Raw genomic sequence first — 24629 nt, forward strand, 5'->3', positions numbered from 1 at the left:
ACATTCTCCTAAAAACTAGGAGGTTGTGTCCCGCAAATCATTTTTATAGGACACATTCTCCTAAAAACTAGGAGGTTGTGTCCCGCAAATCATTTTTATAGGACACATTCTCCTGAAAACTAGGAGATTGAGTCCCATAAATCATTTTTATAGGACACATTCTCCTGAAAACTAGGAGATTGAGTCCTGCAACTGGTCATTCAAGGATACATTCTCAAAAATCTTTCAAAAAGAAAGGAGCATACAACATGATTCACTTTGATCACGTGTCGAAGGTGTTTGAGAGTAATGGAGCATCACTTAAGGCGGTAGACGATGTCGAATTGAAGGTTGAAAAAGGAGAAATCTTTGGTGTGATCGGATTCAGTGGTGCTGGTAAAAGTACGTTAATTCGACTGGCCAACTTGTTGGAACGACCGACCAAGGGGCGTGTTTTACTGAATGGGCAGAATATCGCAGATCTTTCCCAGCCTGAACTGCGTAAGGTGAGAGGGAAAATCGGGATGATCTTTCAACACTTTAATTTGTTGGAATCAAAAACAGTCTATCACAACGTCGCATTCCCGTTATTGATTGCAGGCATACCGAAAAAGGAAATCCAAAAACGAGTGAAGGAGATTTTAGAATTTGTTGGATTGGCGGAGAAAGAGAGGCACTATCCAGACCAGCTTTCAGGGGGTCAAAAGCAGCGGGTCGGAATTGCACGCGCTTTAGCAACCTCCCCTGAGATCTTGCTTTGTGATGAGGCGACTTCCGCACTTGACCCAGAAACGACCAAGTCAATTTTAGACTTATTGCGTCGGATCCGTGAAGAGTATAACATCACGATTTTAATGATCACACACGAAATGAACGTCATTCGTGAAATCTGTGATCGGGTTGCGGTCATGGAGGACGGTCGGATCATTGAACAAGGAACGATCTTTGATGTGTTTTCGAATCCGAACCATCCGACGACAACGAATTTTGTCCGGACTGTCATGCAGGATGAAATTCCGGAATCAATTTTACGATTGATTGACGAACATGAAGGGCGTAGTCATATTTACCGGATAACCTTTATTCGCGAAACGGCAGGTGAACCGTTCCTGTCAAGAGTCGCAAAACGGTTCGATGTCGATGTGAACGTATTATACGGTCAGATTACAGAGCTTCAAGGCATTCCGTTTGGTAATTTGATCGTCGAGTTCCAAGGAAGTACGGCAGAAATTTTAAAAGCGATCCATTATCTTCAAACCAATGTAAAAATCAAGGAGGTGACAGCACATGCAGGTTGACCTACTTACTTTTTGGCCAAAAATTCTTGAGGCAACGAATGAAACGCTGGCGATGGTTGGAATCGCACTCGTATTTGCTACATTGATCGGGTTGCCGCTTGGCGTTGCCCTTGTCGTCACTCGTCCGAACGGATTGCTACAAAATAGTCCAGTATTTAAAGTGCTCAATGCCATCGTAAACTTTTTCCGATCGATTCCGTTCATCATCTTGCTTGTTGCGATTTTGCCGATTACACGCTTTCTAGTGGGAACATCGATCGGTACGGCGGCTGCTGTTGTCCCGCTCGTCTTTTTCTCGGGACCTTACATCGCCAGGCTCGTGGAAAGTAGTTTGCTAGAAGTGAAGCCCGGTGTCGTGGAGGCGGCAGAGGCGATGGGGGCTACGCCATGGCAGATCGTCTTCCGTGTTCTCATTCCAGAAGCACTCAGTTCACTTGTACTTAATATCACCATTGCAACAATCGGCTTGGTCGGAGCATCTGCAATGGCCGGATTTGTCGGTGGAGGCGGACTTGGTGATTTAGCGATAGCCTACGGGTACCAACGCTTTGAAACCGACATCATGATTATAACGGTACTACTGCTCGTTGTACTCGTACAACTTGTTCAAACGACAGGAAATCTATTATCACGTAAAATTCGCAGACATTAAAAGGGGGAAAATAACATGAAAAAATTATGGATCATTATTAGTTTAGTAGTCGTTTTTGGAAGTGTACTGGCAGGATGCAATACAGGGGAAGGTGCTGAAGACCAGGTTGTTAAAGTAGGATTGAATGGGTCAGGTGTTCCGATCTGGGAGAAAATCAAGGAAAAAGCGGCAGATGAGGGAATTGAAATCGAATTGGTCGAGTTTGCGGATTATGTTCGTCCTAATTTGGCTTTAGCAGATGGCGATATCGACTTGAATGCATTCCAAACGGTTTCCTACTTTGATGCGTTTATTGAAGAACGTGATTTAGATTTGGCTCCAATTGCGACAACTTTAATCGCACCGATGGGGATCTACTCGGAAAAATATAAGGACGTCAGCGAAATCCCAGACGGAAGCAAAATCGCTTTACCGAAAGAGGCAACAAATATGGGGCGTGCCCTTTTATTATTGGAAAAGGCGGGATTGATCGGCTTACCAGAAGATTTTGATGGAAATGGTTCGATTGACAAAGTGGAAGAAAACCCGAAAAACCTGAAGCTAGAACCGATTGTGGCTGGCCAAACGCCACGTGTATTACCGGATGTAGCGGCATCGATCATCAATAATGGTGTTGCGGTGGAAGCTGGCTTTGTCCCTGTGAAAGATGCAATTTTTATTGAGGATGACACTGCAACACCTTATATCAATATCATCGCATCCCGTGCAGATGAGACGGATAAGGAAGTATTCAAGGAAATCGTAGAAATCTATCAGCAAGAGGATGTAGCCACCCATATTCGCAAGGTGTATAACGATTCATTGATTCCGACATTCGTCCCGCTCGATCAAATCGGCTGGTAAAGGAGAAGCGTAATCATGACGGCAACGACATATACAAGATTAGAAGAGTCAGTTTTACAATCTATTGAAAAGAATAAGAAAACTTATATTGATGTGAGTTACCGAATCCATGAAAACCCTGAAACCGGAAATGAAGAAGTGTTTGCCTCTAATTTACTTTGTTCGCTTTTAGAGGATGCTGAATTTGAGATTGAACGGAACATCCCGGAGCATGAGACGGCTTTTATTGCTCGTAAAAGCTCCGCAAAACCAGGTCTGAAAGTCGGGTATTTAGCGGAATATGATGCCTTGCCAGGACTCGGTCATGCTTGCGGCCATAATATCATCGGCACGACAAGTGTCGCCGCAGCCATTGCAGTTGGAAAGGTGATTGATGAAATCGGCGGGGAAGTAGCCGTACTCGGAACTCCTGCAGAAGAGGGCGGAGTGAATGGAAGTGCGAAAGGGACGTTTGTCCGTCATGGCCTTGTGCAGGATTTTGATGCATGTATGATGGTCCATCCATTAGGGAGAACAACCGGATCTGCGGAAACGTTAGCCGTGGATCCCATTGATTTCGAATTCTTTGGAAAGTCTGCGCATGCAGCGGCGAATCCGGAAGAAGGAATCAATGCACTTGATGGGATTATACAGCTTTTTAATGGGATCAATGCGCTTCGGCAGCACGTAACAGATGATGTACGGATTCATGGAATCATTTTGGATGGAGGTCAGGCGCCAAACATTGTTCCCGACTATGCTCGGGCACGCTTCTTTATCCGGGCAGCCACTCGGAATGCTTGTAATGTGATCACCGAAAAAGTCGAAAGAATTGCCGAAGGAGCGGCACTTGTGACAGGGAGCACGTACAAATTTACCCGGATTCAGAATGGTGTTGATAATTTTTACGTAACACCGAGGTTTGATGAGGTCTTTAGTGAAAAAGCCAAGCGTCTTGGGGAAAATTATGTGGAGGATCGACAAGGGATCGGTTCAACCGATGCAGGGAACATCAGTCAAGTGGTACCGACGATTCATCCGTATATCAAGATTGGTCCTGAAAGCCTTGTTGCTCACACAAATGAATTCCGTGAAGCAGCTAAATCCGAAAAAGGTGATCAAGCACTGATTACAGGTGCAAAAGCACTTGCACTGACCGGCCTTGATTTATACACCAAGCCGGAACTTCTACAGGAAATCAAAAAACAATATCAAGAAGGAAAGCTCTGATTCAATACGGATCAGACTTTTGCTTTTTTTTACAGGGATAACGTTCTTTAATAAGGAATAAATAAAAGGGTATGTAATTTAGTACTAAGCTAAAATCATAAGCATGCAGGTGAATCGATGGAAACGATAGAACTAGTAGAGACTTTTTCTGATGAAGAATATTTGGAACAGATGGTAGAGATTTTTTTGAACGTACATAACATCGGCGACCGGACATCCGTAGAGGAAAGATTCAGGCGGCACAGTACGTATCCTGGTTTCAGGAGGTCGGTCGCCATCGATGACGAGAACAAGGTGCTCGGTTTTGTATACGGGTACACGTCACTGCCAGAGCAGTTTTACAATGGGAAGCTCCGAGCACAAATGACATATGAACAAGTTGAGAAGTGGTTGTCTAATTGCTTTGAATTTGTGGAGTTGGCCGTAGATCCATACTACCACCGGAATGGACTTGGAAGTAAGCTTCATGATTCGATTTTGGAGAAAACGACACATAAAACGTCCATTTTGACGACAGGTGCTGAGATGGCAGCGGCACAGGCGCTGTATAAACGAAAGGGCTGGGAGACAATCCAGACCGATGTCGATGTGTTAGGAGCAGGCAAACGCCAGCTGATTATGGGGAAGAAGCTTTAATAAAACCGGTTTCCTCCGTAAAATAGCCAACAAAAGAAGAAAAGCTCTGATTCAATTGAGTCAGAGCTTTTAATGGATGAAATTAAGAGTTGGAAAATAGCCGTTAACTACTTTTATGAACCCTGCTGCTATATCCATGGTGTTTTTTATGTTCGAATACTCCTGTTCCTAAAACCACACCCGTAACAATGAAGATGAAGCCGGCGAGCTGCGAGAGTTTGATCGTTTCACCTAAAAACAACCATGCACCCGTCAATGAGAAGAAAGGTGTCAAGTTGATGAAAATCGCTGATTCACCTGCTCCAAGTTGATGGATCGCTTTGTTATATACCATGTGACCGACCCCAGTTGCGAGTATGGCCGATCCGAAAAATACACCCCAGACCCAAACAGGTTTATCGGCTAGTGTTGAGACACCGTGCGGTTCGATTTGGAAGCTGACCAAAAATAAGAAGACCGCACCCAACATTTGCATCCATCCAGTGATCAACCGGGCATCCATTGTTTGTGTCGCTTTTTTGATGAAGACGAAGCTGATGGCTTGGGCGATGACACAAAAGAAAATATACAAATCACCGACGGATATGCCTTTAAGGTTTCCAGATCCATTCAATACGATAAATGAAACCCCAATCAGACCGAGAAGAATTCCCAAGCACCTTAAGAGAGTCAGTCGATCACCGAGAAACAGGATTGCAGAAAGCGAGGTCATCAATGGGACAAGACCTAGAATAAGCCCTGTGTTCGAAGCAGTCGTCATCGTCAATCCAGTAGCTAAAAAGTAATGGTGTCCTAAATACCCTGTAAGTGAACAGATGATGATATATCCGATTTGCTGGCGGGTAATCTTCCGAAATTCCTTTCTCAATCTTAAAACGATCATTACAACCAACCCCGCTGTCAAAATACGGAATGCGGTGATTGTGATCGGTGCGAAATATTCAACTAGAATCTTGATCGCAATGACATTGAAGCCCCAGATTACCATGAGTAAAAGCAGTAATAGATAAGTCAAAGGTTTAGCCAAATCAATCATCTCTTTCTATATAATTGGCTTTCTTGTTCGATTTTCCACTAAATGATATCTACAAATGATAACATAACAATGCCTAAAAGGCGGGAAGAATGACTTGCCAATTTAAATACATTTCCAAACAGGATATCGTTGGTTCTTATGAAAAATTGTTGTAGAACAAAATATCCTCTGCTATGATTATTCTGAAAACGATAGGAGGAGGGTATACCAATGAAAAAACGTTCACTTATGTTTTTATCCAAAGGCATTGGGTATTCGACTGCTGTTTTCTTTGAAAATACTGATCACGGGAGAAGTCTGTCTGAATTTCAAATAAGCGACATGAAGCCAGTTGATTAGCACGATTTGGTCAAGGTAAAGTGGAAATACAATGCCACAGGTCGCTTTCCTGTGGTTGATATATTGGTAGATGTCCATCACAGGGATTCCTGTGGTGTTTTTTAATTTAAAAAGGGAGGAAATTGGAATGGACTTGAAAGGGAACAAAATCTTTTTAAAATTTTTAGAAACGAGTGATACAGAGGCTGTACTAAATCTTGAGGTTGAAAATAAGAATTTTTTCCAGGACTATGGACCACTAAGAGAGGGTGATTTTTATACGTTGGAGGGGCAGCGGAATCGGATCAAAAGGAATCATGAAGCGATGGAAAAGGATCTGTATTATGATTTCGGCGTTTATCAATGCGAAACCAATAAGTTGATCGGACTGATACACCTTTCAGGGGTGGTACGTGGACCTTTGCAAAGCGCATGGTTGGGCTATTATTTAGACAAAAATCATAATGGTAAAGGGTATATGACGGAAGCCGTCAAACTTATTGTTTCGTATGCATTTGAACAACTGAATCTTCATCGGATTGAAGCGGGCGTAATGCCGCATAATGTCGGATCGATCAAAGTTTTAGAAAAAGCGGGTTTTCTTAAAGAAGGCATTGCCAGAAAAAATGTGAAAATCAACGGGAAGTGGGAGGATCACCAGACGCTTGCGATCATTAATGGAATAAGCAGCTAGAGAAGTTTAATTGGTAGGACATCCTATACTAGTTTACGAGCAATATTCAAGTAAGATATACAGATATGGCTTATAATGAAGTTTACTAATATGACTATAGGAACTGATCAAGGGGTAAGCGTAATGAACCAAACCTACACGTTAAGGGAAAAGATAAATCAAATATTCACCCTGCTCATACCGATATTGATTACGCAGCTCGGAATGTTCTCGATGGTATTTTTCAATACAATCATGTCAGGGAAGTACGATGCTTCTGATTTAGCAGGAGTTGCGATCGGCTCTTCGATTTGGAATCCGATCTTTACAGGGTTAAGTGGTATCCTTCTTGCTGTATCCCCAATTGCCGCGCAGTATTTTGGTGAAAAGAAAGACCGGGAAGTAACATCGGTTGTGTCGAACGGAATTTTTTTGGCATGTTTGATTGGTGTTTTAGTGATTATACTAGGCTTCTTTTTGCTGGATCCGATTTTAAATAAGATGGATTTGCCGGTCAGTGTAAGGGGGACAGCGCATGGTTATTTGGTTGGTCTCAGTTACGGAATCATCCCGCTGTTCATTTTCAATGTGTTGCGGTCCTTTATCTATGCATTGGGGAAAACGCGTGTGGTGATGATCATTTTGCTTATGGCATTGCCGATCAATTTCTTTTTGAACTATGCACTGATTTTCGGAAAATGGTGGTTCCCGGAGCTTGGAGGTGCAGGTGGCGGCTACGCAACTGCCTTTACATTTTGGTTCATTTTGGGGATGACCGTGTTCATCATTAAAACACAAGAGGCTTTTTCTTCATATGTATCGCTCTCCAATTTCAATGAGGTTTCTTTTGAGAAATGTATGGAGATTATGAAAATTGGGGTGCCGATGGGATTGTCGATTTTTTTCGAGACGAGTATGTTTGCGGTTGTGACGATTTTAATTAGCAGATTCAACATCACGACGATTGCTGCCTATCAAACCGCGTTGAATATTGTTGCGATTCTGTATATGATCCCGTTAAGCATTTCGATGGCACAGACAGTTTTGGTCGGATATGAAGTTGGAGCACGGCGGTATAATGATGCGAAAATATATAGCTGGCTCGGGATTTATCTATCCATGATCATAGCCCTTGTTACTGGCCTACTAGTGGTGTTCTTCCGATATGAGGTTGCTAGCTTCTATTCGAATGAGGCTGATGTCATCCAGTTGACTGGACACTTCTTAATCTACGCACTGTTTTTCATGCTGTCCGATGCAATGCAGGCCACAGCATTAGGTGCATTGCGTGGTTATAAGGATGTCAATGTTGCATTTATCATGACACTAGTTGCTTACTGGTTCGTTTGCCTGCCGTTTGGATACTATCTAGCTCAGTTTACAGCACTTGGAGCATCAGGATATTGGATCGGGTTAACCGTTGGATTGTTAGCTGCAGGAATCTGCTTATCGATCAGGCTGATTCATATCCAGAAGAAACTCAAGAAGCCAAGTTTGGTATTAGAATATTAGATTTAAAGATTGACAGGTGCATCTCTCAGGGTGTTCCTGTTTTTTTTCGTAAAAATAAGCTTCCTGAAATTTCGTGAAACATTTTGGACTTAAAAACGTACATAACTAAAAGGGGGAGATCAAACTATGAAAAAGTTACTGACTATCGCATTAACAATGATTGTTTTATTGGGACTTAATTATGCTGCCTCATTTCTCTCTGGCGTGAAATTCATTGATGTATCGTTTGCAGTAGGATTATTAGTCGGTGTTATTATCTGGTTCTTCACCTCAAAGGGAGGGTTCTCCTCAAATTACTTAGATTCGATGACCCAAGCTCAATCGACCAATTTCAAAATGGAAAAAGAAACACACAAATTTTCTCCTAATGCAGCTTTTTATACAGCAGTTACGTACACAATCGTTTCGATTGTCATTACCTTATTCATGTACAGAAGTTATTTCTAGAAATCCGGCTTTTAATTTTGCACACCCGTTATCTATATCTCTGGCTTAGGTATACAGTCGGACAAGACAAATAGACTTATAAAATAAAATTCAATGTTATCCTCAAAACATTTCAATCTCCTCTCATACAAACATGTAATCGGCTAATATAGTGTAATAGTTGCAATGAAGGTTTATCCTTTTTCACGCAGACAATCCCCACACTAATCCCCCTCGCATTTCAATTCTGCAAGTAAACTTTTTTTGGTCTGAAACCTTTTTATGGTAAATATAATTATATTAAAAAAGGTTGATGCCGATGGTGCAAAAACGGCCTGATACCAATGTTCTGTCGTATCCAGATGATATGTTATCAATCTTGCAAAAAGGATTAGACCCAAGTCCTGAGCCGAAGAAGGTAGTCATTCTTGGTGCGGGTATGTCAGGTTTGGTTGCAGGAGCTTTACTCAAAACTGCTGGACATCATGTTACTATTTTGGAAGGGAATACTAGATTGGGAGGACGTGTCTATACGATCCGTAAACCCTTTTCTGCAGGGAATCACTTGGATGCTGGGGCAATGCGCATACCAAGCAAGCATAAGCTGACATTTTCATTAATAAATCAATTCAAGCTACCTGTCCGTCCATTCATTAATAGTACAAAATTTGATTTGATTTATGTAAATGGCGTCAAGACCCGGCGATACATTTATGAGAAGAATCCGGACATATTACAATTTCCTTTACCACCGGATGAACGAGGCAAAACGGCATTTGAACTATTAAAAGAAGCTGTTCAGCCATTTCTTGACTTATATGAGAAAGCAACAGATGAAGAAAAAGAGGAACTGAAAAAACAATTTGACAAATATTCATTCGGTATGTTTCTGAGATACAATCCGATTGGTAGATCTTTGAGTCCGGTAGCGATCAATATGATTTCGGTCATGCTCGGAATTGAAGGTTTTCCGGAATTATCTTTCATCGATATTTTAACGGATGTTGTTGCAACTCTTTTTGAGGAGGATTTAGCTTTTTACGAAATCATCGGTGGGAATGATCGACTGCCGTGGTCATTTCTTCCCTATTTACAAGATAACATTCAGTTCGGAAAACGAGTTGTACAAATTAATAAATTTGAAGATGAGTTAACCGTTACTGCGATTGACCAAGTTACAGGAGGTTCACATCGTTATACCGCTGACCGGATCATTACATCGATTCCTTTTCCCGTTTTTCAGTTTGTCGACGTGAAACCATACGATACCTTCTCATATAAAAAGTGGAATGCAATCCGCTCATTGACCCTAGTCCCTTCTGTGAAAATAGGTATTGAATTTACAGATCGATTTTGGTTCCAGGAGCATTTATATGGAGGAAATTTTACGACGGATCAGCCTACGCAAACCGCTTATTATCCAAGCACTGGGATCGGGCAACCTGGTCCTGGTTCCATTCTTGCTGCTTATACATGGGGAGACAATGCGGATTTGTGGAGTTCCCAGCCAAAACATATCCAACTACAGGAAGCCCTCAAATTTTTAGCAATTGTACACGGTCCGAAAGTTTATGAAAAGTATAGGAGTGGGACAGCGTATAGTTGGGTTCTTAATCAATTTGCAGGAGGGTGTTTTACTCTATTTAAACCTGATCAATATTCAGACCTGTTTGATGTGATAAGAAAGCCAGAAAGTCAAATTCATTTTGCTGGGGAACATACCTCGTCCTTTCACGGCTGGATTGAAGGGGCTGTCGAGTCTGGGATACGAGTCGCTTATGAGGTGAACAAATCTAGGAATGGTGTAAGTTAATGGTTAAATAGGCTTCATTACCCTTTAAGATGCAGGCAAGTTGAACCAAGATAAATATTTTCTGTAAATGACATGAAATGTTGGTGGAGGAAATTAGGCTTTGGTTATTTGAATATATATTGACTAAACCAGTTAATTCCACTAGAATGATTTTTAATTAATTTAATACAGAATACAAAGCAAAGAAGAGAAGAGAAGAGTAATTTTGATTAATTATTTCCAGAGAGCTCCTGCAGGTGGGAAGGAGTAATAATTTTCTTAATGAACAAAGACTTGGAGCTTCGCACGGATCTAAGAGTTCTTAGTGATAATGCGACGGGATCTCCCGTTAAAGAGATAGGGTATAATCAATTGTCTTAATTGGCGTACCCGAAGAGGTTGATATGGTAACATATCAGCAAACTGAGGTGGTACCACGAAGTTAACAACTTTCGTCCTTAAGATTAGTAATCTTGGGGGTGGGAGTTTTTTTGTTTTTTAAAGGGATCAATAGGTAGTTGTAAGAGGCAAGAGGCAATAAACTAATGAAAAGACTGGAGTGAAAAAGAATGGATAATGAACAAACAAATCGTAGAATAGGGAAGTTAGATGCCATAAAATCTCAGGGAATTCCGGTATATCCTGAACGATTTTCTACTAATTATGAACTTCATGAAGCAGCACTGCTTGAAGACGGAACTTCTAGTGTCCGAGTTGCTGGAAGAATAATAGGTATTCGAAGCTTCAGTAAATTGAGCTTTATCACACTATCCAACATACAAGGAAGTTTGCAACTTCTTTTGAAAAAGGAAGAAATTGGCGAGGTGTCATTTAATCAGTTTCATGACTTATTGGACATTGGTGATTTTATCGGTGTTGAAGGACATATGTACACAACCAAAACCCATGAGAAAACACTGCGTATTGAGAGTTATGTATTTCTTGGGAAGGCGTTGCGGTCCCTCCCTGAAAAATGGCATGGGATAAGCAACATTGAACTTCGATATAGGCAGCGCTACTTGGATTTAATAATGACAAAAGACACACAAAATCGTTTATTGGCTAGAACACAAATGGTTCGTTCTATTCGGAGGTTCTTCGAGGATCAAAATTTCTTTGAAGTCGAAACGCCTGTATTACAGCATACCTCATCTGGTGCAATCGCTAAACCTTTTAAGACCTATCATAATGCACTGGATACTCAATTGAACTTACGCATTGCCCCAGAAACCTACTTAAAGAGATTGATTGTGGGTGGTTTTACAAAAGTATTTGAATTTGCAAAGTGTTTTCGGAATGAAGGTATCAGTCCTCAGCATCTTCAAGAATTTACTATGGTTGAAGGATATGCTGCCTACTGGAGCTATGTGGATACAATGAAACTAATGCGTGATATGGTACTGTTTATTCTTGAAAAAACATTTAATTCAACTACAATTACTCTCCAAGGTCAAACAATTGATTTTTCATCAGAATGGGACATTGTATCATTCAGGGATTTGATTTTAATAGACACTGGGATTGATATTGATCTTTATCCTGATGTTAAGGATTTATTTGAAGAAACGAAGAGAAAAAATATTGATTTAGAACATTCGGAAATTGAATCTTTGGGAAGAGGTAATTTGATTGATCTTCTTTATAAGAAAATGTCCAGGCCGCAACTTGTAAAACCGACTTTTTTAATAGAGCATCCTATAGATTTATCTCCACTAGCTAGAGCCAATGATGATAACCCCGCACTTACAGATCGTTTTCAATTAGTGGTTAATGGTGCAGAGATCATTAATGCCTATTCGGAGTTAGTTGACCCACTTGAACAAAGAAGAAGGTTAGAGGACCAAGCTCTACTTAAGAGTAATGGAGATTTGGAAGCTATGGAGATGGATGAGGATTATCTAAAAGCTATGGAATATGGAATGCCGCCAATTTCAGGTTGGGGATTTGGTATTGAACGCTTGTTAATGGTTCTGACTGATAGTGATACGATTAAAGATTGTGTTTTCTTTCCATTGATCAAAAAATTATAGGACTTATTGGAAAGTACAATTATATTTAGTCAATCGGTGGTAATTGACATTCGAGTTACCGCCGATGTACTTCTTACACAATAAATTGCATCCTTGAAATTGAATAATATGACAAAAGGTATGTTAGAATTTTTCCATGGGGGTATTCAAATGACCAAAGATAAAGCAAATCCTGAAAGAAAAAGAGAAAGGTTGAGAGATGAAGAATTGAAAAGAAATCCAACTGGAAATATGAACGATTCTATTAACAGAGGGAGTAGTGGAAGTCTTGTTGATTTGGTTGGTAGTTTAGGTTGGAAAGGTACAGGCATACTTATCCTGGGATTAATTATCGCTTTTATAGCTGTATCGTTCTTTTTAAACTAAGAATATTATACGAGGGGGATAAAAATTGAAAGATAGTTTTATAGCAATTTCAATCTTTTCTTTAGCAATAGCAATTATTATAGGTAGTTGGTTAATTTCAAATGGGTCAAACGATAAAAAAGTACAATTCGTTCATGAAGAAACGAGCGATCTAGAAAAGAATAAAGAAAAACAGCTATTGACACAATCTGAATTTAGGTGAATACCTGGGAATTACAGAAGAGGAATTACATAAAATACTTCCACAAACAGTAGGCAATGAGACAACTAGCATAATTCCATATCTAAGGATTGGAGAGAAGTATTACTTTCCAGTAAAAGCGATAGATAAATGGCTGCTTGAAATCGAAGCAACTGGCTTTAGATAAAATCACCAGGTTATTCTAGTTTAGATCGTTTTACTGCTATTTTTGAAGTTCCAGCTGGCGGTTTATTGCGTTATGAAGATGTTTTAGATGATGAAATTTATGCGGATGTAGTTTGTCAGTCAATGAATAATCTTTGTGATCTAAATAAGTGCTTTCGGGAGGGGTTCATTTGATGAAGGGCTTGGTTTCAATACTAGGTGGTATTTTAATTGGAATTTTGGTTTCTTACTTCACATTAGAATACAACGGCTGGACAATCAGCTACATGGGGAAAGATAATGAATCTGGTGAACCAATTCAAGTAATTAATGAATTAGATGTGAACTTATTGATGAATGGGTTATTGATTGTAATAGGGATGACATTATTAATTTACGTAGCTTGGACTTTGATTGAGAAGAAAATTAAACAGACATAATAAAACAGGGCATAAATCATGAGTCGGATAACGAATTTAAGCCTCATGCGATCAAGATAATTCAAAGGGTGCTTTTCTGTAGCAAGGAAGGTGCCTTTCTTTATGTAAAGGGCAGATAATTGAATAAACGATTGCACGAAATAGGAAGATTTGAAATAATTGGTATTCAGTTAAACCAGCTAATGGAAGAAGAGGTTCTTATAATTCCAGATTGTTGAATAACACTTAATAGAAAAGTGGCTATTCTTGTTAAAGATATAAAGATGATTGTGGAGAAATGTACTTAAAGTAACGAGGCTGAAAGTTAAATAAACTTTCATGCAAATTCAACATAAAAAACCATCCTCTAAAATAAATATTTTATTTAAGATTTTTCCAACAATAAATCCGAACCACTGATAGTTTGCATAGTTTTGCATTGGCAATTTCTCCGTGAAAACTCATTAGTATAATCAGCCGTAATCTGGGAACTTTTTTAATTCTTTTATTAGAGCGACTTGACTGAATACGATAGAAGGGGTTTTAGCCATAATGCTTTTTTAGCTTGAAAGAAATACAAATGATTTTTTACGCTGCTAATTTTTAACCATTTCCAAATATCCATCTTTGATCTTGGCTGGACGTCTGCTCACTTTGGGGGCATGACGCGGTGGGTGTGGCTTATGGAATTCGTTTATCTGGCTTATGTACCGAGAAGTTTCCATTTCTTGAATAGTACCTGCCACGTTTCTATTTATGTGACCAATTAGATACAGGTGGTTCATTAAACCAATTTTTCCTTATTAATAACTTCAGCCCTTTCTCTGAGTAGTTTTCAATCATCTTGATAAGTTCCTTTAAAGAATCTATGTGATCCTTTTTATAACTGGATACCACTGCATTTTGTAGATTGGTTATACTTACTGGATTAAGGAACATTATTAAATTTGCCATTAATTTATCTGAAAAAGGTGATTCCTTTACTTTAATAACGTGAGCCTCTAGTCCAGTTGTAGTTGGAATTCCATTTTCTCTATAGATATCAGATAAAGAGGCTGATTGAGAAAATGCTAACTTTTTCCCTTCTAGTATAAATTTCTTTGTGTCCATATCCTCTACGACTTCAGAAAAACCGGTACAAAGAGCAATTCCAACATTGTTACATTGAAGGGCACTGAACATATTTGCCAATTCTACCGCATTAAGTGGCCGGTGCTGAGTTGATGCAACTTTGAATAGTTTTCCATCCCTTTCATCTGCTTTTTTATAAGAGAACGAATTATTTTGTAATAAATCTTTATCATTAAGCAATTTTAATAAAGATAAATCTAATTGAATTACATCAATAAGTAGTTTTTTATAAAAATTTTTTACTTTATAATCTGTTAATTCAACATATTGAGCAGCCAATGCTCGCAATCCATTACCCGTTATATGCTTTAAAATCTCTAGAATTAATTGGTCTGAAAATAGCTTTATTGATGAACTATATATATCATCTTCCCTGAAGAACGGTGTATCTTTATAACCTTCCTCAGCCAATAATTGAGTAGCCTCTTGTTCTTGATATGTGGAGATTTCATATATTTCATTAAAAATATTCCTTAAATCAGTATCCTCAGAAGTTTCACTAAGATATTTTAATAATAAATTGATCATGTTTGAACTTGATTGTAAGTACCAAAGGAAACCTAATTCATTTACGTTCATTTTATCCCACCTAAAGATCCAATTTCCTTTTTTAGTTTGTCAAAAAAATTTTTGATTATTCATGAATCAGTAATTCTTCCTTTCGAATATGAACAACATTTTATATATCCGACCAAACTGATGTTGGTAATATAATGATTCGAAAATATTGAGGTGAATATCTAAAGCTAACTTCCTTTAATGGGGAAAGTGAGCTATTTTATAGAGGGCGAACAGTTTTATGGCGGGATCAAGTCCCCACTGACGGAGACGTTCCACCCTGGCTACTATGTTCATAAAACCTAATAAAAATAGGGCAACCATAAAATCTTTCGTGACATATAAATAGATATTTACACCGAGAGTAAAAGTGTAGTATTTCTGAAAATATGGGTGAAATAGATTTTTTGGCAACGTCGGTAAATTATAACGGACAGTGTGGCAACTAAGATGAAAGAAGTTGAGCCCCAGGAGCCTACCCTCTCTTATGTGATAGCCAAATGGGCGAGCTAAAACTCCTGATTTTGTATATTTGATTAGGAGTGAATTAAAATAATTGCAAAGTATCTACTTTTTAACAAAACAAACTAATAGTAGGTATTCGAAAATCGGGCGCTTTCCTGGAACAAGGATAAGCGCTCATTTTCCATTTAAGGGCCATTTAATTGAATAAGGCTTATGAACAAAAATGGTTGTAAAGAAAAGATGACGCAGAAAGAATTACTCAAATACTTGTACTAGAAACATAGATTTTGTAATTTCAATTCCATACAAAAGGGAGTTCAAACAGTCGAAGGAGTCACACAATTTATAGGTAATGAAGTTGTTTTTTGTGAATGGTTTTAAAGAACAGAAATTGTCTGAAGGTCCTGTTGAGGATTTTAATATAGCTATCACAAAAGTTTGGGAGGAAGAAACCTTTTCTTGGAAGGTGGAGAATCCAATATTATGCCCAGAAACGGGGAGTTAAGGGAACTTAAAGGTATTAGAAAGTATAATTATATAAGATTGGGTATAACTAAAACAACATAGCTACGAAGGTAGGGCAGATAATGAAACGGTTTGGAAAATCACATCTAAAAAACAAACTTGAGACCGATCGCCAATCTACCGAAAATTCGAGTTCAAATATTAGCAAAAACATTGCAGAGAATGAGCAATTTTTAAAAAATATGTTTCATAATTGTTCTGACATTATATTTCGTGAAATTATGATACACGGTGAAACCAAGTTACTATTGATTCATGTTGATGGTATGATCAACACAGATATCATTACTTCAAACGTTCTAAAACCATTAATGTATGATGGTCTGCCTCAAGGTCTCGGGACGATCGACAGTATTGCCCAAATGTGCGAAGAGGAGCTCTTTTCCGTTTTACCAATTAAGAAACTTTCCAACTATGGAGATATCGTTGATCATATTCTAAAGGGAAATGCTGCCATATTGGCCGATGGGGAAAATACGGCTGTTCTTGCCGATGTCTCAAAGCTTGAACACAGAGCCATAGAAGAGCCCTTTAATGAGGCATCCATTCGGGGATCCAGAGAAGGTTTTATCGAGCTCCTGAGGATGAATACCATAATGCTGCGCAGGATATTGGCAACACCGAAGCTGAAATTCGAATCATTAAAAATCGGAAATGTGACCCAGACCGATGTCGTCATTGCTTATATTGAAGGTACGGTTTCCATGCCCATTCTCAATGAAGTTCGTAAAAGAATAAATCGGATACAGATCGATGCCATTCTTGATTCGGGGTATATTGAAGAGTCCATTGAAGAAACACATCTTTCTCCTTTCCCGCAAATGCTGGTCACGGAGCGTCCCGATGTTGTTGCTGCCGGATTGCTTCATGGAAAAGTGGCCATATTATGCAATGGAACCGGATGTGCGCTTGTCGTTCCATTGACATTCTGGGAAGGACTTCAGGCGCATGACGATTATTATGAGCGATTTTTGTTCGTATCCTTGATTCGATGGGTTCGCTCCTTATTTGCCTTTTTCTCGGTTTTATTCCCATCTGTTTATATTGCCTTAACCAATTTTCATCCGAATTTGGTTCCTCAAGAACTGATGATGACGATTGCAATGCTGCGAGAAAGGGCACCCTTACCGACAGTCATTGAAGTCTTTATGATGGAGTTGATATTTGAAGGTTTACGGGAAGCGGGGATCCGCTTGCCCAAACAGATAGGTCCTTTAGTAAGCATCGTTGGGGCATTGGTCATTGGGGAGGCGGCGGTTAGCGCCGGAATCATCTCCGCGCCTATTGTCATTGTCGTTTCGGCTGCCGGAATCTCGTCGTTTATCATTCCGCGATTTCGATTCGGTTATGCCCTGCGGATATTAAGATTCCCTTTATTGATCCTATCCGGACTATTTGGCCTGTTTGGTCTGGCGATCGGGATCATTGCCATTTTGATTCACCTGATTCAACTAAGTCCGTTCGGGACCCCTTATTTAACCCCGGTGGCTCCGCAGAACACTCGAAGGCTGAAGGACGTGTTGATGCGATGGCCACGAAAGCGTGCCATATATACTGGACCTGACAATGAGGCGGATCAACCATGAAGAGGGCAGGGACACTTTGTTTCGTATGGCTGCTAATGATATTGAGCACAACCGGCTGCTGGAACCTGAGAGAACCAAATCAACTCGCATTCGTTTTGGGTACAGGGCTGGATTTAACAAAAGACGGTCAGTTGCAAATTAGTATTCAAATCGTGATACCCTCCGGTGTTGACGGTGGACAAGAAAGCGGCGGTGGAACCAAGGGAAAAAGTTTCCGTGTGATAAGTGCGACAGGAAAGAACGTTTACGATACGGTTCCAAGCTTTCAGGCGCAGCTATCGCGAAGTTTATTTCTCGGGCATCGCCGGATCATTCTCATCGGGCAACGGTTGGCCGAGCATGGAATAGGCAACTTGCTCGACGAGTTTATTCGCAATCCTCAATCGGAGCTGCGTTCAAGGATCTATGTCGTGAAAAACGGTCAAGCGAAAGATATCCTTTCTGCAGAGCCGATTTTCGAGCCGTTTACATCCACGGCACTCGTGCATCAGCAAGCCACCCTAGGTTTAAAGCGTTATTATTTCCGCGATTTTTTGTCGGATGCATTGAGTCAAGGCTTGCAGCCCATGCTGCCGACGGTTCGCTTAACGGATTCAAAGCAATTTGTTTATTCGGGAACTGCCGTTTTTAACAAAGACGAAGGCCTGAAATTAGTGGGTTTCTTGGATGATAAAGACTCTTTCTATGCCAATTGGATTACGAACAGACAAGCCGGTTTTGCCCTCACCTCTTTCGTCAAACGAGGAAATGGAAATGTTAGCTTAAAGTTGCAATCGTTAGGTCAACGTATTCGCGTGAAGATGGTCGATAAACAAATAAAAATTGACGTCCATCTTACTGGAGAAGGAACCATTGTCGAAAACAATACGGACTTGGATCCAACTAAACTAAAGGATCTCCACATCATACAGGATGAACTCAGTGAAACGACACAGAGATCGATACAGCGGCTGATCGAGAAAGTCCAGAAGCAGTACAAGACAGACATCTTCGGGTTTGGTGAAAGGGTGCATCAACAATACCCTAACCAGTGGAAAACCATGAAACGAGATTGGAACGATACTTTTCCCGAGCTCGCTGTTTCGGTCAAAGTAAACCTCCAATGCAATCCGGGCGAAAATAATTCGTCTGTCAAGATTATGCCTTAATTCCGGTTCGGGTTGTATATCATCGACGAGGAGCAGAAGGAATGAGGAAGCTGTCAGGATCACAAATAGTTTGGATGATTGTTACGACTGAAATCGTTGCGATAATCGGGATAAATATTACGCCGGCGATCCTAATATCGAAACAGGATACGTGGATTTCGATGCTAGTTGCGGGAGGCATAGGCGCAGCCTTGACTTTTCTTGTCGTTCATCTGAGCATGCTCCACCCCAATCAAACGTTGACCCAATTCAGCCAAGCTCTGCTGGGCAAATGGTTAGGGAGACTGATTGTCCTTCCGTATCTCATTGCCTGGTACACGCTATCTGCTTATTTACTACGCTCATTTTCAGGCTTTTTGAAACCTCTTCTAATTGACAGAACACCCCTGTGGATCATCATGTTACTCTTATTAGGTTTAATGGTATATTTAACCTATTCTGCAGGTATTACGGGAATCGGCCGATATTGTGAAATCGTGGGACCCATAATTATCTTTGTGTTGATTGTCAGTTTCATTTTAAATGCAGGCAATACGGATTGGCATCATTTACTGCCTGTCTATGCCGATACCGGTTGGGTAACCATTTTAAGAGGATCGCTTCGTCCCGCGCTTTGGTTCGCAGGCCCGTTCACCTTATTGGTTGTTGTCGCTTTTATGCAGAACCCCCAAAAAGCACTTTCCAAATCTATGTTAGGCGTAGGCATTACCGTTGTCATGGTCTTTACTGCCACACTTATGGTGCTATTGGTGTTTGGGCCGAATTTGGCAGCCAAAATAAGGTTTTCTTACTTTATGTATGTAAGAACCATTGATATATTAAATTTTATTCAAAACATGGATATATTCATCGTATTTGTTTGGATTTTCGCAGTGACTGCTCAATTATCCTTATTTTTGTTTGTCGCCAGCTATGAAACGGCGCAGTTGTTCAATGTGAAAAATTGGCGGAACATCATCTGGTTCAGCCCGCCGGCGATTTTGATTATGGCGATTTTAATTCCGAATGAGACGGTACTTGCCATATACGATCAATTTTGGGTATCTGTGATATTCCCTGTTTGCGGTATCGGGATCCCCCTTTTATTATGGATCGTTTCGGTCGTCAAAAAGAAAGCATCTGAAAGCAAGGTTTGAGTTCCTAAAAGTTGGTGGGTGTTTTTCCTTTTTTTATTAATGACAGACCTCGCTATGCTTGGCTATAATTGTAAATTCATATTTTTACGTATTTTGGGTAACGCCAAACCATGATAGGTTAGAAATAACGATTGAAGGTGAAAGCAGATACACAAAATTACCCCAAAAAGAATCGAAAGCTCTGTACGAAATTATTACTGGTCATGCATTAGCAGGAAAATAGGTAAAGTTTAAAGACTTAGTAAAGAATAGAAAGGAGGTTTCAATGGTCGGATTTTCTAAGAGTAATCATGATTTTATTGTTTCCAAAGCAATAGAATTTGAAGGTCTAGGAAAGAAATATGATATTCATGAAAAGGCATTTGCTGTAAAAAATTATATGGTTTATCTTGTTGCTTTCAAAGAAAATCCAGGTTATTATGAACTTTTTCAGGTAAATATTGGAGAAAATGGCGAAACTAGTACTCAGTTCTGGAATCAAAAAATATGCACCAATGCTGAAAGATTAGAAATTTCAAAAGAAGTTGAGAAGGCCATCCAATCGGGCTTTAAACAACCTATAGTAAATGTTCAAAAGCCTTTATGAGGAATTAGGATCATTATTTTATCAAAGAGTCGAAGCTTATTTTAAATAAAACACTTGGTGAATAATTATTTAACGGGGGATCACACATGAAACAAGCCATCACAATACTACATACAAACGACCTTCACGGGAACTATGAGCAATTATTAAGACAAGCTGCATACATAAAAAAACGGGTAAGCGAGCTTGAAGCTCAAAAAGAGGACTATCTCCTTCTAGATGGTGGAGACCATTTAGATATGAGCATCAATGAGTGTCTGGCTACTAATGGCAGTATGCACTTAGAAATGCTAGAAGATATTGGTTATCATGCAATGTCAGTCGGAAATAACGAATTATTGCGTTCAACTCCAGAATTAATTCGCAGGCATAGTCTTGAATCGACCGTTCCATGGCTATTGCTGAATCTAGCTGAGGGTGATGGATCTATCATTGGCGGTATGAAAGAATCTCTTTTACTTAATGTAGGTGAGCATTTAAACATAGGGCTGTTCGGAGCTACCGATCAATTTGAAGATATCTATGAAAATAAGCACGGATTTCATAATATGGATACATTAGCTTCTATTAAAAAAGCTGTAGAAGATTTGAATGATCAAGGTGCTGATTTTATCGTATTTCTTTCCCATATGGGGTATGAAGCTGACCTTGAATTAGCTAAAAGTTTAAGTGGATCAGTTGATGTGATTGTTGGCGCACACTCTCATACGGTTCTGGAGAGTCCGATTGTGGAGTCTGATGTGATTATAGTCCAGGCAGGATCTCACGGAAAATACGTAGGAGAGTTAAGGCTTGAATACAATCAGGATGATAAAAAAATAGAAATGTATAATGGCAAATTAACAGAGATTAACCTAGATTCAGAATGTGATCCTAGCATGACGGAGATATTGGAGCGGGGTCGTAAACAAACGAATGAGTTTTTATCAGAGGTGTTATCTACTACCGATGAGCCCCTTTCTCATGAGGATGTCATCAAGCTGATGGCCGATAGTGTCCGAGAATTTTGGGCTGCTGAGATCGGTATCATGTATGGTGGAGCTGCAATAGGCGGAATGGAAAAAGGAGAATTGACGAGGGGGATGGTGTTAGATTCTTGTAAAAGTATGCACTCCCCTGTGTTGATTGAAATGAAAGGCGAACAGATTGCAGGTATGATCCATGATAGTTTCAGAGAGGAAGTCACATCTAAGAAGATTTACGGAAATGGCTTTCGACCACAGGGAATCACTATTGGAGCTTTGGGGTTTTCTGGGATTACATGGGAGGATCAGAATGGTGTCATTTCAGACATTAAGGTGAATGGGGAACAATTAAGTGAAAAACGAGTATACACGGTAGGCAGCGGAACCCCGTTATTGTACGGAGAAGTATGCGGATATACATCCGTTCAAGGCTGCAAAATGATTGATATCGGTAAAACTTTAATGGTTAAAGATGTGTTCATGATGTATTTAAAGAAAACCGATGAAACGTTGAATAAAGTCTAAGGTTTATGAGTTTCATAACATTCAAGTAAAAGAAAGCCAAATTCGACCTTGGCTTTCTTTTTTAAAACATTTATTTTGGGCGTGCAAGTCACCCATTCGCTTCATTAAAAGTTCTACGTGTTTTATAAATAATTTTACGGATGCTTTCGTTGGACAAGTTGTACCTCTGCTCCAACTCTTCAAAAGACCAGCCTTCCATATATAACTGGAAAATCTCTTCGTTTCTTCGGGTAAGCAGTTGACGTGAACCGCTAATTTCCCCCCAACCTGCTCGCTGGTTTTTATCCTTTGGGATATAGATGAGCTCGCCTTGGATATATTGTTGCATTTCCTTCAGCAAACTAGGGGGAAACACCTCTTTTCCGTTTTTGTATTGCAAAATTTACGTCCTCCTTATTCAAATCAAGGTGTACGTTTATAGGCATCTTAATATCTTTCATTGTTTAAATCTCCTTTCATTAGATATTTGAAGTGTAAAGACTTACAAAAACGTGTCAGAACACGCTTATTTATAGTATAATTGGATTTTTTGCGTATGGATAGAAAAAATATCAGAATATTTAAAATGAGGCCGCATTCACGGCCTCATGTGGACTGTGATTTCCGCCTACGCGGAAATCACCTCTTTTTTTATGATCAATATAATCAGCCTCCTTTCAGAAGATTCTGTCGGTCCGACATCCTAATTAACTCATAAATCCTGCCATGCGAACAAGAGAAAAAATGATTATAGTTATTTAATGCCAGATAGTGGATGGTTAAAAAAGGAAGGAAGTTAATATGAATGTATAGAAAAGATAATCAACAACTTATTCAAGGACCAAGGAGTTAATCATGTGAAAAAGTTAAAGAAGAAGTATATCATTAGTGGTTTTTTCGTTCTTCTAATTCTATTATGTATAGCAACAAACCCAACGAAGCAGGAATACGTTCTGTTTAGTAAGGGTCGGATAGGAGAAGCACCACCATCTGACATTCAGATTGAAGTAAAAAACTTTTATGTGTTTTCAACGTTTGCGCCTAAGTTACCGATGGACCATTATGGAATTGTACATTTAGGTTTCATGGGTAAATTCTTTAGAATATCCGATGGCCAATATGATTACCCAGTTTGGCTGGAGTTTTCCAACTAAGGTTCAATATATAATGAATTTTATATTGCTAGGAGGGATAGAAATGGAAAAGTATAAACTGTTCTTGTTAACAATAATAACAATAAGTTTATTGTACATAGCATTTATCATCTCAGACCCTGGTTTCGGAGTAGGATTGTGAATTATTAAATTAATATGGTAATACAAATCATGCAACTGACATCCTGTTTAGTTACATAAAGGTCTCTCTCTTCAGTTTCGTCATCAAAATAGTTTTATATTGTATCTTATATCATAAGATTAATATGATGAAACGAAATTGGGGAGGAAAGTTATGAAAGCAATTGTATGCACAAAATACGGTTCACCCGATGTTTTGGAACTCAAGGAGGTAGAAAAACCCACTCCCAAAGAAAATGAAATACTGGTAAAAGTTTATGCGACAACAGTAGCATCAGGGGACGTTAGAGTTCGGAGTTTCAATAGTCCTATCTTGTTATGGCTTCCGATGCGAATCTTCTTGGGTCTGAGGAAACCGAGAAATTCAATACTGGGCGTGGAGTTAGCTGGGGAGATAGAGGGTATAGGGAAGAATGTAAAGAAATTTAAAAAGGGCGACCAAGTTTTTGCTATGACTGGAATGAATTTTGGGGCTTATGCCGAGTACGCATGCTTGCCTGAAGACGGGACAGTGGCAATAAAACCTTCCAATGTGAGCTTTGAGGAAGCTTCTTCTGTCTCTTTTGGAGGAACTTCAGCACTGCATTTTCTTAGAAAAGGAAAGATCCAGGACGGACAGAAAGTACTTATTTTTGGAGCTTCTGGTTCAGTAGGGACTTCCGCGGTTCAGCTTGCCAAATACTTTGGGACAGAAGTTACCGGGGTATGCAGTGCAGAAAATTTTGAATTAGTGAAATCGCTGGGAGCCGATAAGGTAATTGATTATACGAAAGAGGATTTTACGAATAGAGAAGAGCGTTATGATATCATCTTTGATGCAGTTGGGAAAAACTCGAAATCAAATTGCAAGAAAGCACTAACTCCAAACGGTACATTCGTGTCAGTCGAAGGGCAGGGGATAGCAAAGGTACGTACTGAAGATTTAATTTTCCTCAAAGAGCTTATTGAGAAGGGGGAGATAAAATCGGTAATTGATAAGCGTTATCCGCTGGAACAAATTCGAGAGGCACATAGATATGTAGAAAAAGGACACAAAAAGGGAAATGTGGTAATCACTTTGGTTCATAATGACCGAAGCTAACTAATAAGATAACGATGGCTTAAACTAAAGAACGTCGAAATCAGGGATGTAAAGTTAATTTTCTAAAAACTATTGAAACAGCAAAGATGAAGTGGTAAAGTTTAAGCCAAATTA

24 protein-coding genes and 1 other annotated feature are annotated in these 24629 nt (G+C 39.5%); of the genes, 21 read left to right on the top strand and 3 right to left on the bottom strand.

Annotated elements, in window-relative coordinates:
• Positions 1 to 248: 248 nt before the first annotated feature.
• The 5 genes from MOJ78_RS06580 to MOJ78_RS06600 all read left to right on the top strand — a co-directional run bounded on the left by MOJ78_RS06580 (position 249) and on the right by MOJ78_RS06600 (position 4617).
• Complete coding sequence (locus tag MOJ78_RS06580; RefSeq protein WP_304980396.1) at positions 249 to 1277, top strand: methionine ABC transporter ATP-binding protein; 1029 nt, start codon at positions 249 to 251, stop codon at positions 1275 to 1277.
• Positions 1267 to 1929 (top strand): methionine ABC transporter permease, encoded by a 663-nt coding sequence (locus MOJ78_RS06585; protein ID WP_304980397.1) that lies wholly within the window; start codon positions 1267 to 1269, stop codon positions 1927 to 1929. Before MOJ78_RS06580 ends, MOJ78_RS06585 begins: the two co-directional genes overlap by 11 nt.
• Before the next feature lie 15 nt (positions 1930 to 1944).
• Positions 1945 to 2772 (top strand): MetQ/NlpA family ABC transporter substrate-binding protein, encoded by an 828-nt coding sequence (locus tag MOJ78_RS06590; protein ID WP_304980398.1) that lies wholly within the window; start codon positions 1945 to 1947, stop codon positions 2770 to 2772.
• Positions 2773 to 2787: 15 nt separating this feature from the next.
• Positions 2788 to 3981 carry a M20 family metallopeptidase gene (locus tag MOJ78_RS06595; RefSeq protein WP_304980399.1) on the top strand — a complete coding sequence of 398 codons (1194 nt, stop codon included), beginning with the start codon at positions 2788 to 2790 and terminating at the stop codon, positions 3979 to 3981.
• A 117-nt stretch (positions 3982 to 4098) separates the two neighbouring features.
• A complete protein-coding gene (locus MOJ78_RS06600) occupies positions 4099 to 4617 on the top strand; it encodes a GNAT family N-acetyltransferase (protein WP_304980400.1) in 519 nt (172 codons plus the stop codon).
• A gap of 103 nt (positions 4618 to 4720) precedes the next feature.
• Here MOJ78_RS06600 and MOJ78_RS06605 read toward each other — a convergent pair whose 3' ends face one another.
• Complete coding sequence (locus tag MOJ78_RS06605; protein ID WP_304980401.1) at positions 4721 to 5644, bottom strand: DMT family transporter; 924 nt, start codon at positions 5642 to 5644, stop codon at positions 4721 to 4723.
• Between the two features lie 219 nt (positions 5645 to 5863).
• Here MOJ78_RS06605 and MOJ78_RS06610 point away from each other — a divergent pair, with 219 nt between their 5' ends.
• The 9 genes from MOJ78_RS06610 to MOJ78_RS06650 all read left to right on the top strand — a co-directional run bounded on the left by MOJ78_RS06610 (position 5864) and on the right by MOJ78_RS06650 (position 13556).
• Positions 5864 to 5992, top strand: coding sequence for a hypothetical protein (locus MOJ78_RS06610; protein WP_304980402.1), 129 nt, complete (start codon positions 5864 to 5866; stop codon positions 5990 to 5992).
• Between the two features lie 127 nt (positions 5993 to 6119).
• The gene (locus tag MOJ78_RS06615; protein WP_304980403.1) at positions 6120 to 6665 is read left to right on the top strand and encodes a GNAT family N-acetyltransferase; all 546 of its coding nucleotides are present in this window, start codon (positions 6120 to 6122) and stop codon (positions 6663 to 6665) included.
• Between the two features lie 123 nt (positions 6666 to 6788).
• Positions 6789 to 8156 carry an MATE family efflux transporter gene (locus MOJ78_RS06620; protein WP_304980404.1) on the top strand — a complete coding sequence of 456 codons (1368 nt, stop codon included), beginning with the start codon at positions 6789 to 6791 and terminating at the stop codon, positions 8154 to 8156.
• Positions 8157 to 8282: 126 nt separating this feature from the next.
• Positions 8283 to 8603 carry a hypothetical protein gene (locus MOJ78_RS06625; protein WP_304980405.1) on the top strand — a complete coding sequence of 107 codons (321 nt, stop codon included), beginning with the start codon at positions 8283 to 8285 and terminating at the stop codon, positions 8601 to 8603.
• 298 nt (positions 8604 to 8901) lie between these two features.
• Positions 8902 to 10395: a flavin monoamine oxidase family protein gene (locus MOJ78_RS06630; protein ID WP_304980406.1), complete on the top strand. Its 1494-nt coding sequence runs from the start codon at positions 8902 to 8904 to the stop codon at positions 10393 to 10395.
• 173 nt (positions 10396 to 10568) lie between these two features.
• Positions 10569 to 10837: a binding site (T-box leader), on the top strand.
• A gap of 106 nt (positions 10838 to 10943) precedes the next feature.
• Positions 10944 to 12404 carry a lysine--tRNA ligase gene (gene lysS, locus MOJ78_RS06635; protein WP_304980407.1) on the top strand — a complete coding sequence of 487 codons (1461 nt, stop codon included), beginning with the start codon at positions 10944 to 10946 and terminating at the stop codon, positions 12402 to 12404.
• 150 nt (positions 12405 to 12554) lie between these two features.
• The gene (locus MOJ78_RS06640; RefSeq protein WP_304980408.1) at positions 12555 to 12770 is read left to right on the top strand and encodes a DUF6366 family protein; all 216 of its coding nucleotides are present in this window, start codon (positions 12555 to 12557) and stop codon (positions 12768 to 12770) included.
• Between the two features lie 25 nt (positions 12771 to 12795).
• A complete protein-coding gene (locus MOJ78_RS06645) occupies positions 12796 to 12972 on the top strand; it encodes a hypothetical protein (RefSeq protein WP_304980409.1) in 177 nt (58 codons plus the stop codon).
• Positions 12973 to 13310: 338 nt separating this feature from the next.
• On the top strand, positions 13311 to 13556 hold the full coding sequence (locus MOJ78_RS06650; RefSeq protein WP_304980410.1) for a hypothetical protein: 246 nt from the start codon (positions 13311 to 13313) through the stop codon (positions 13554 to 13556).
• Positions 13557 to 14285: 729 nt separating this feature from the next.
• On the opposite strand, the gene MOJ78_RS06655 is transcribed toward MOJ78_RS06650, so the two are convergent.
• A complete protein-coding gene (locus tag MOJ78_RS06655; protein WP_304981197.1) occupies positions 14286 to 15263 on the bottom strand; it encodes a DUF3231 family protein in 978 nt (325 codons plus the stop codon).
• 1013 nt (positions 15264 to 16276) lie between these two features.
• Here MOJ78_RS06655 and MOJ78_RS06660 point away from each other — a divergent pair.
• The 5 genes from MOJ78_RS06660 (at position 16277) to MOJ78_RS06680 (ending at position 22160) form a co-directional block, all read left to right on the top strand.
• The gene (locus MOJ78_RS06660; protein WP_304980411.1) at positions 16277 to 17800 is read left to right on the top strand and encodes a spore germination protein; all 1524 of its coding nucleotides are present in this window, start codon (positions 16277 to 16279) and stop codon (positions 17798 to 17800) included.
• Positions 17797 to 18948 (top strand): Ger(x)C family spore germination protein, encoded by a 1152-nt coding sequence (locus MOJ78_RS06665; RefSeq protein ID WP_304980412.1) that lies wholly within the window; start codon positions 17797 to 17799, stop codon positions 18946 to 18948. The genes MOJ78_RS06660 and MOJ78_RS06665 overlap by 4 nt, the downstream gene beginning before the upstream one ends.
• A 41-nt stretch (positions 18949 to 18989) precedes the next feature.
• A complete protein-coding gene (locus MOJ78_RS06670; protein WP_304980413.1) occupies positions 18990 to 20084 on the top strand; it encodes a GerAB/ArcD/ProY family transporter in 1095 nt (364 codons plus the stop codon).
• A 265-nt stretch (positions 20085 to 20349) separates the two neighbouring features.
• A complete protein-coding gene (locus MOJ78_RS06675; RefSeq protein ID WP_304980414.1) occupies positions 20350 to 20670 on the top strand; it encodes a hypothetical protein in 321 nt (106 codons plus the stop codon).
• A gap of 86 nt (positions 20671 to 20756) precedes the next feature.
• Complete coding sequence (locus tag MOJ78_RS06680) at positions 20757 to 22160, top strand: bifunctional metallophosphatase/5'-nucleotidase (protein WP_304980415.1); 1404 nt, start codon at positions 20757 to 20759, stop codon at positions 22158 to 22160.
• An 88-nt stretch (positions 22161 to 22248) separates the two neighbouring features.
• Here MOJ78_RS06680 and MOJ78_RS06685 read toward each other — a convergent pair whose 3' ends face one another.
• A complete protein-coding gene (locus tag MOJ78_RS06685) occupies positions 22249 to 22539 on the bottom strand; it encodes a CD3324 family protein (RefSeq protein WP_304980416.1) in 291 nt (96 codons plus the stop codon).
• A 457-nt stretch (positions 22540 to 22996) separates the two neighbouring features.
• Between MOJ78_RS06685 and MOJ78_RS06690 the strand changes: the two genes are divergently transcribed.
• Positions 22997 to 23293: a hypothetical protein gene (locus MOJ78_RS06690; RefSeq protein ID WP_304980417.1), complete on the top strand. Its 297-nt coding sequence runs from the start codon at positions 22997 to 22999 to the stop codon at positions 23291 to 23293.
• 295 nt (positions 23294 to 23588) lie between these two features.
• The gene (locus tag MOJ78_RS06695) at positions 23589 to 24515 is read left to right on the top strand and encodes an NAD(P)-dependent alcohol dehydrogenase (protein ID WP_304980418.1); all 927 of its coding nucleotides are present in this window, start codon (positions 23589 to 23591) and stop codon (positions 24513 to 24515) included.
• Positions 24516 to 24629: the final 114 nt, after the last annotated feature.

This window comes from Alkalihalobacillus sp. AL-G (assembly GCF_030643805.1).
Taxonomy (GTDB): domain Bacteria; phylum Bacillota; class Bacilli; order Bacillales; family Fictibacillaceae; genus Pseudalkalibacillus.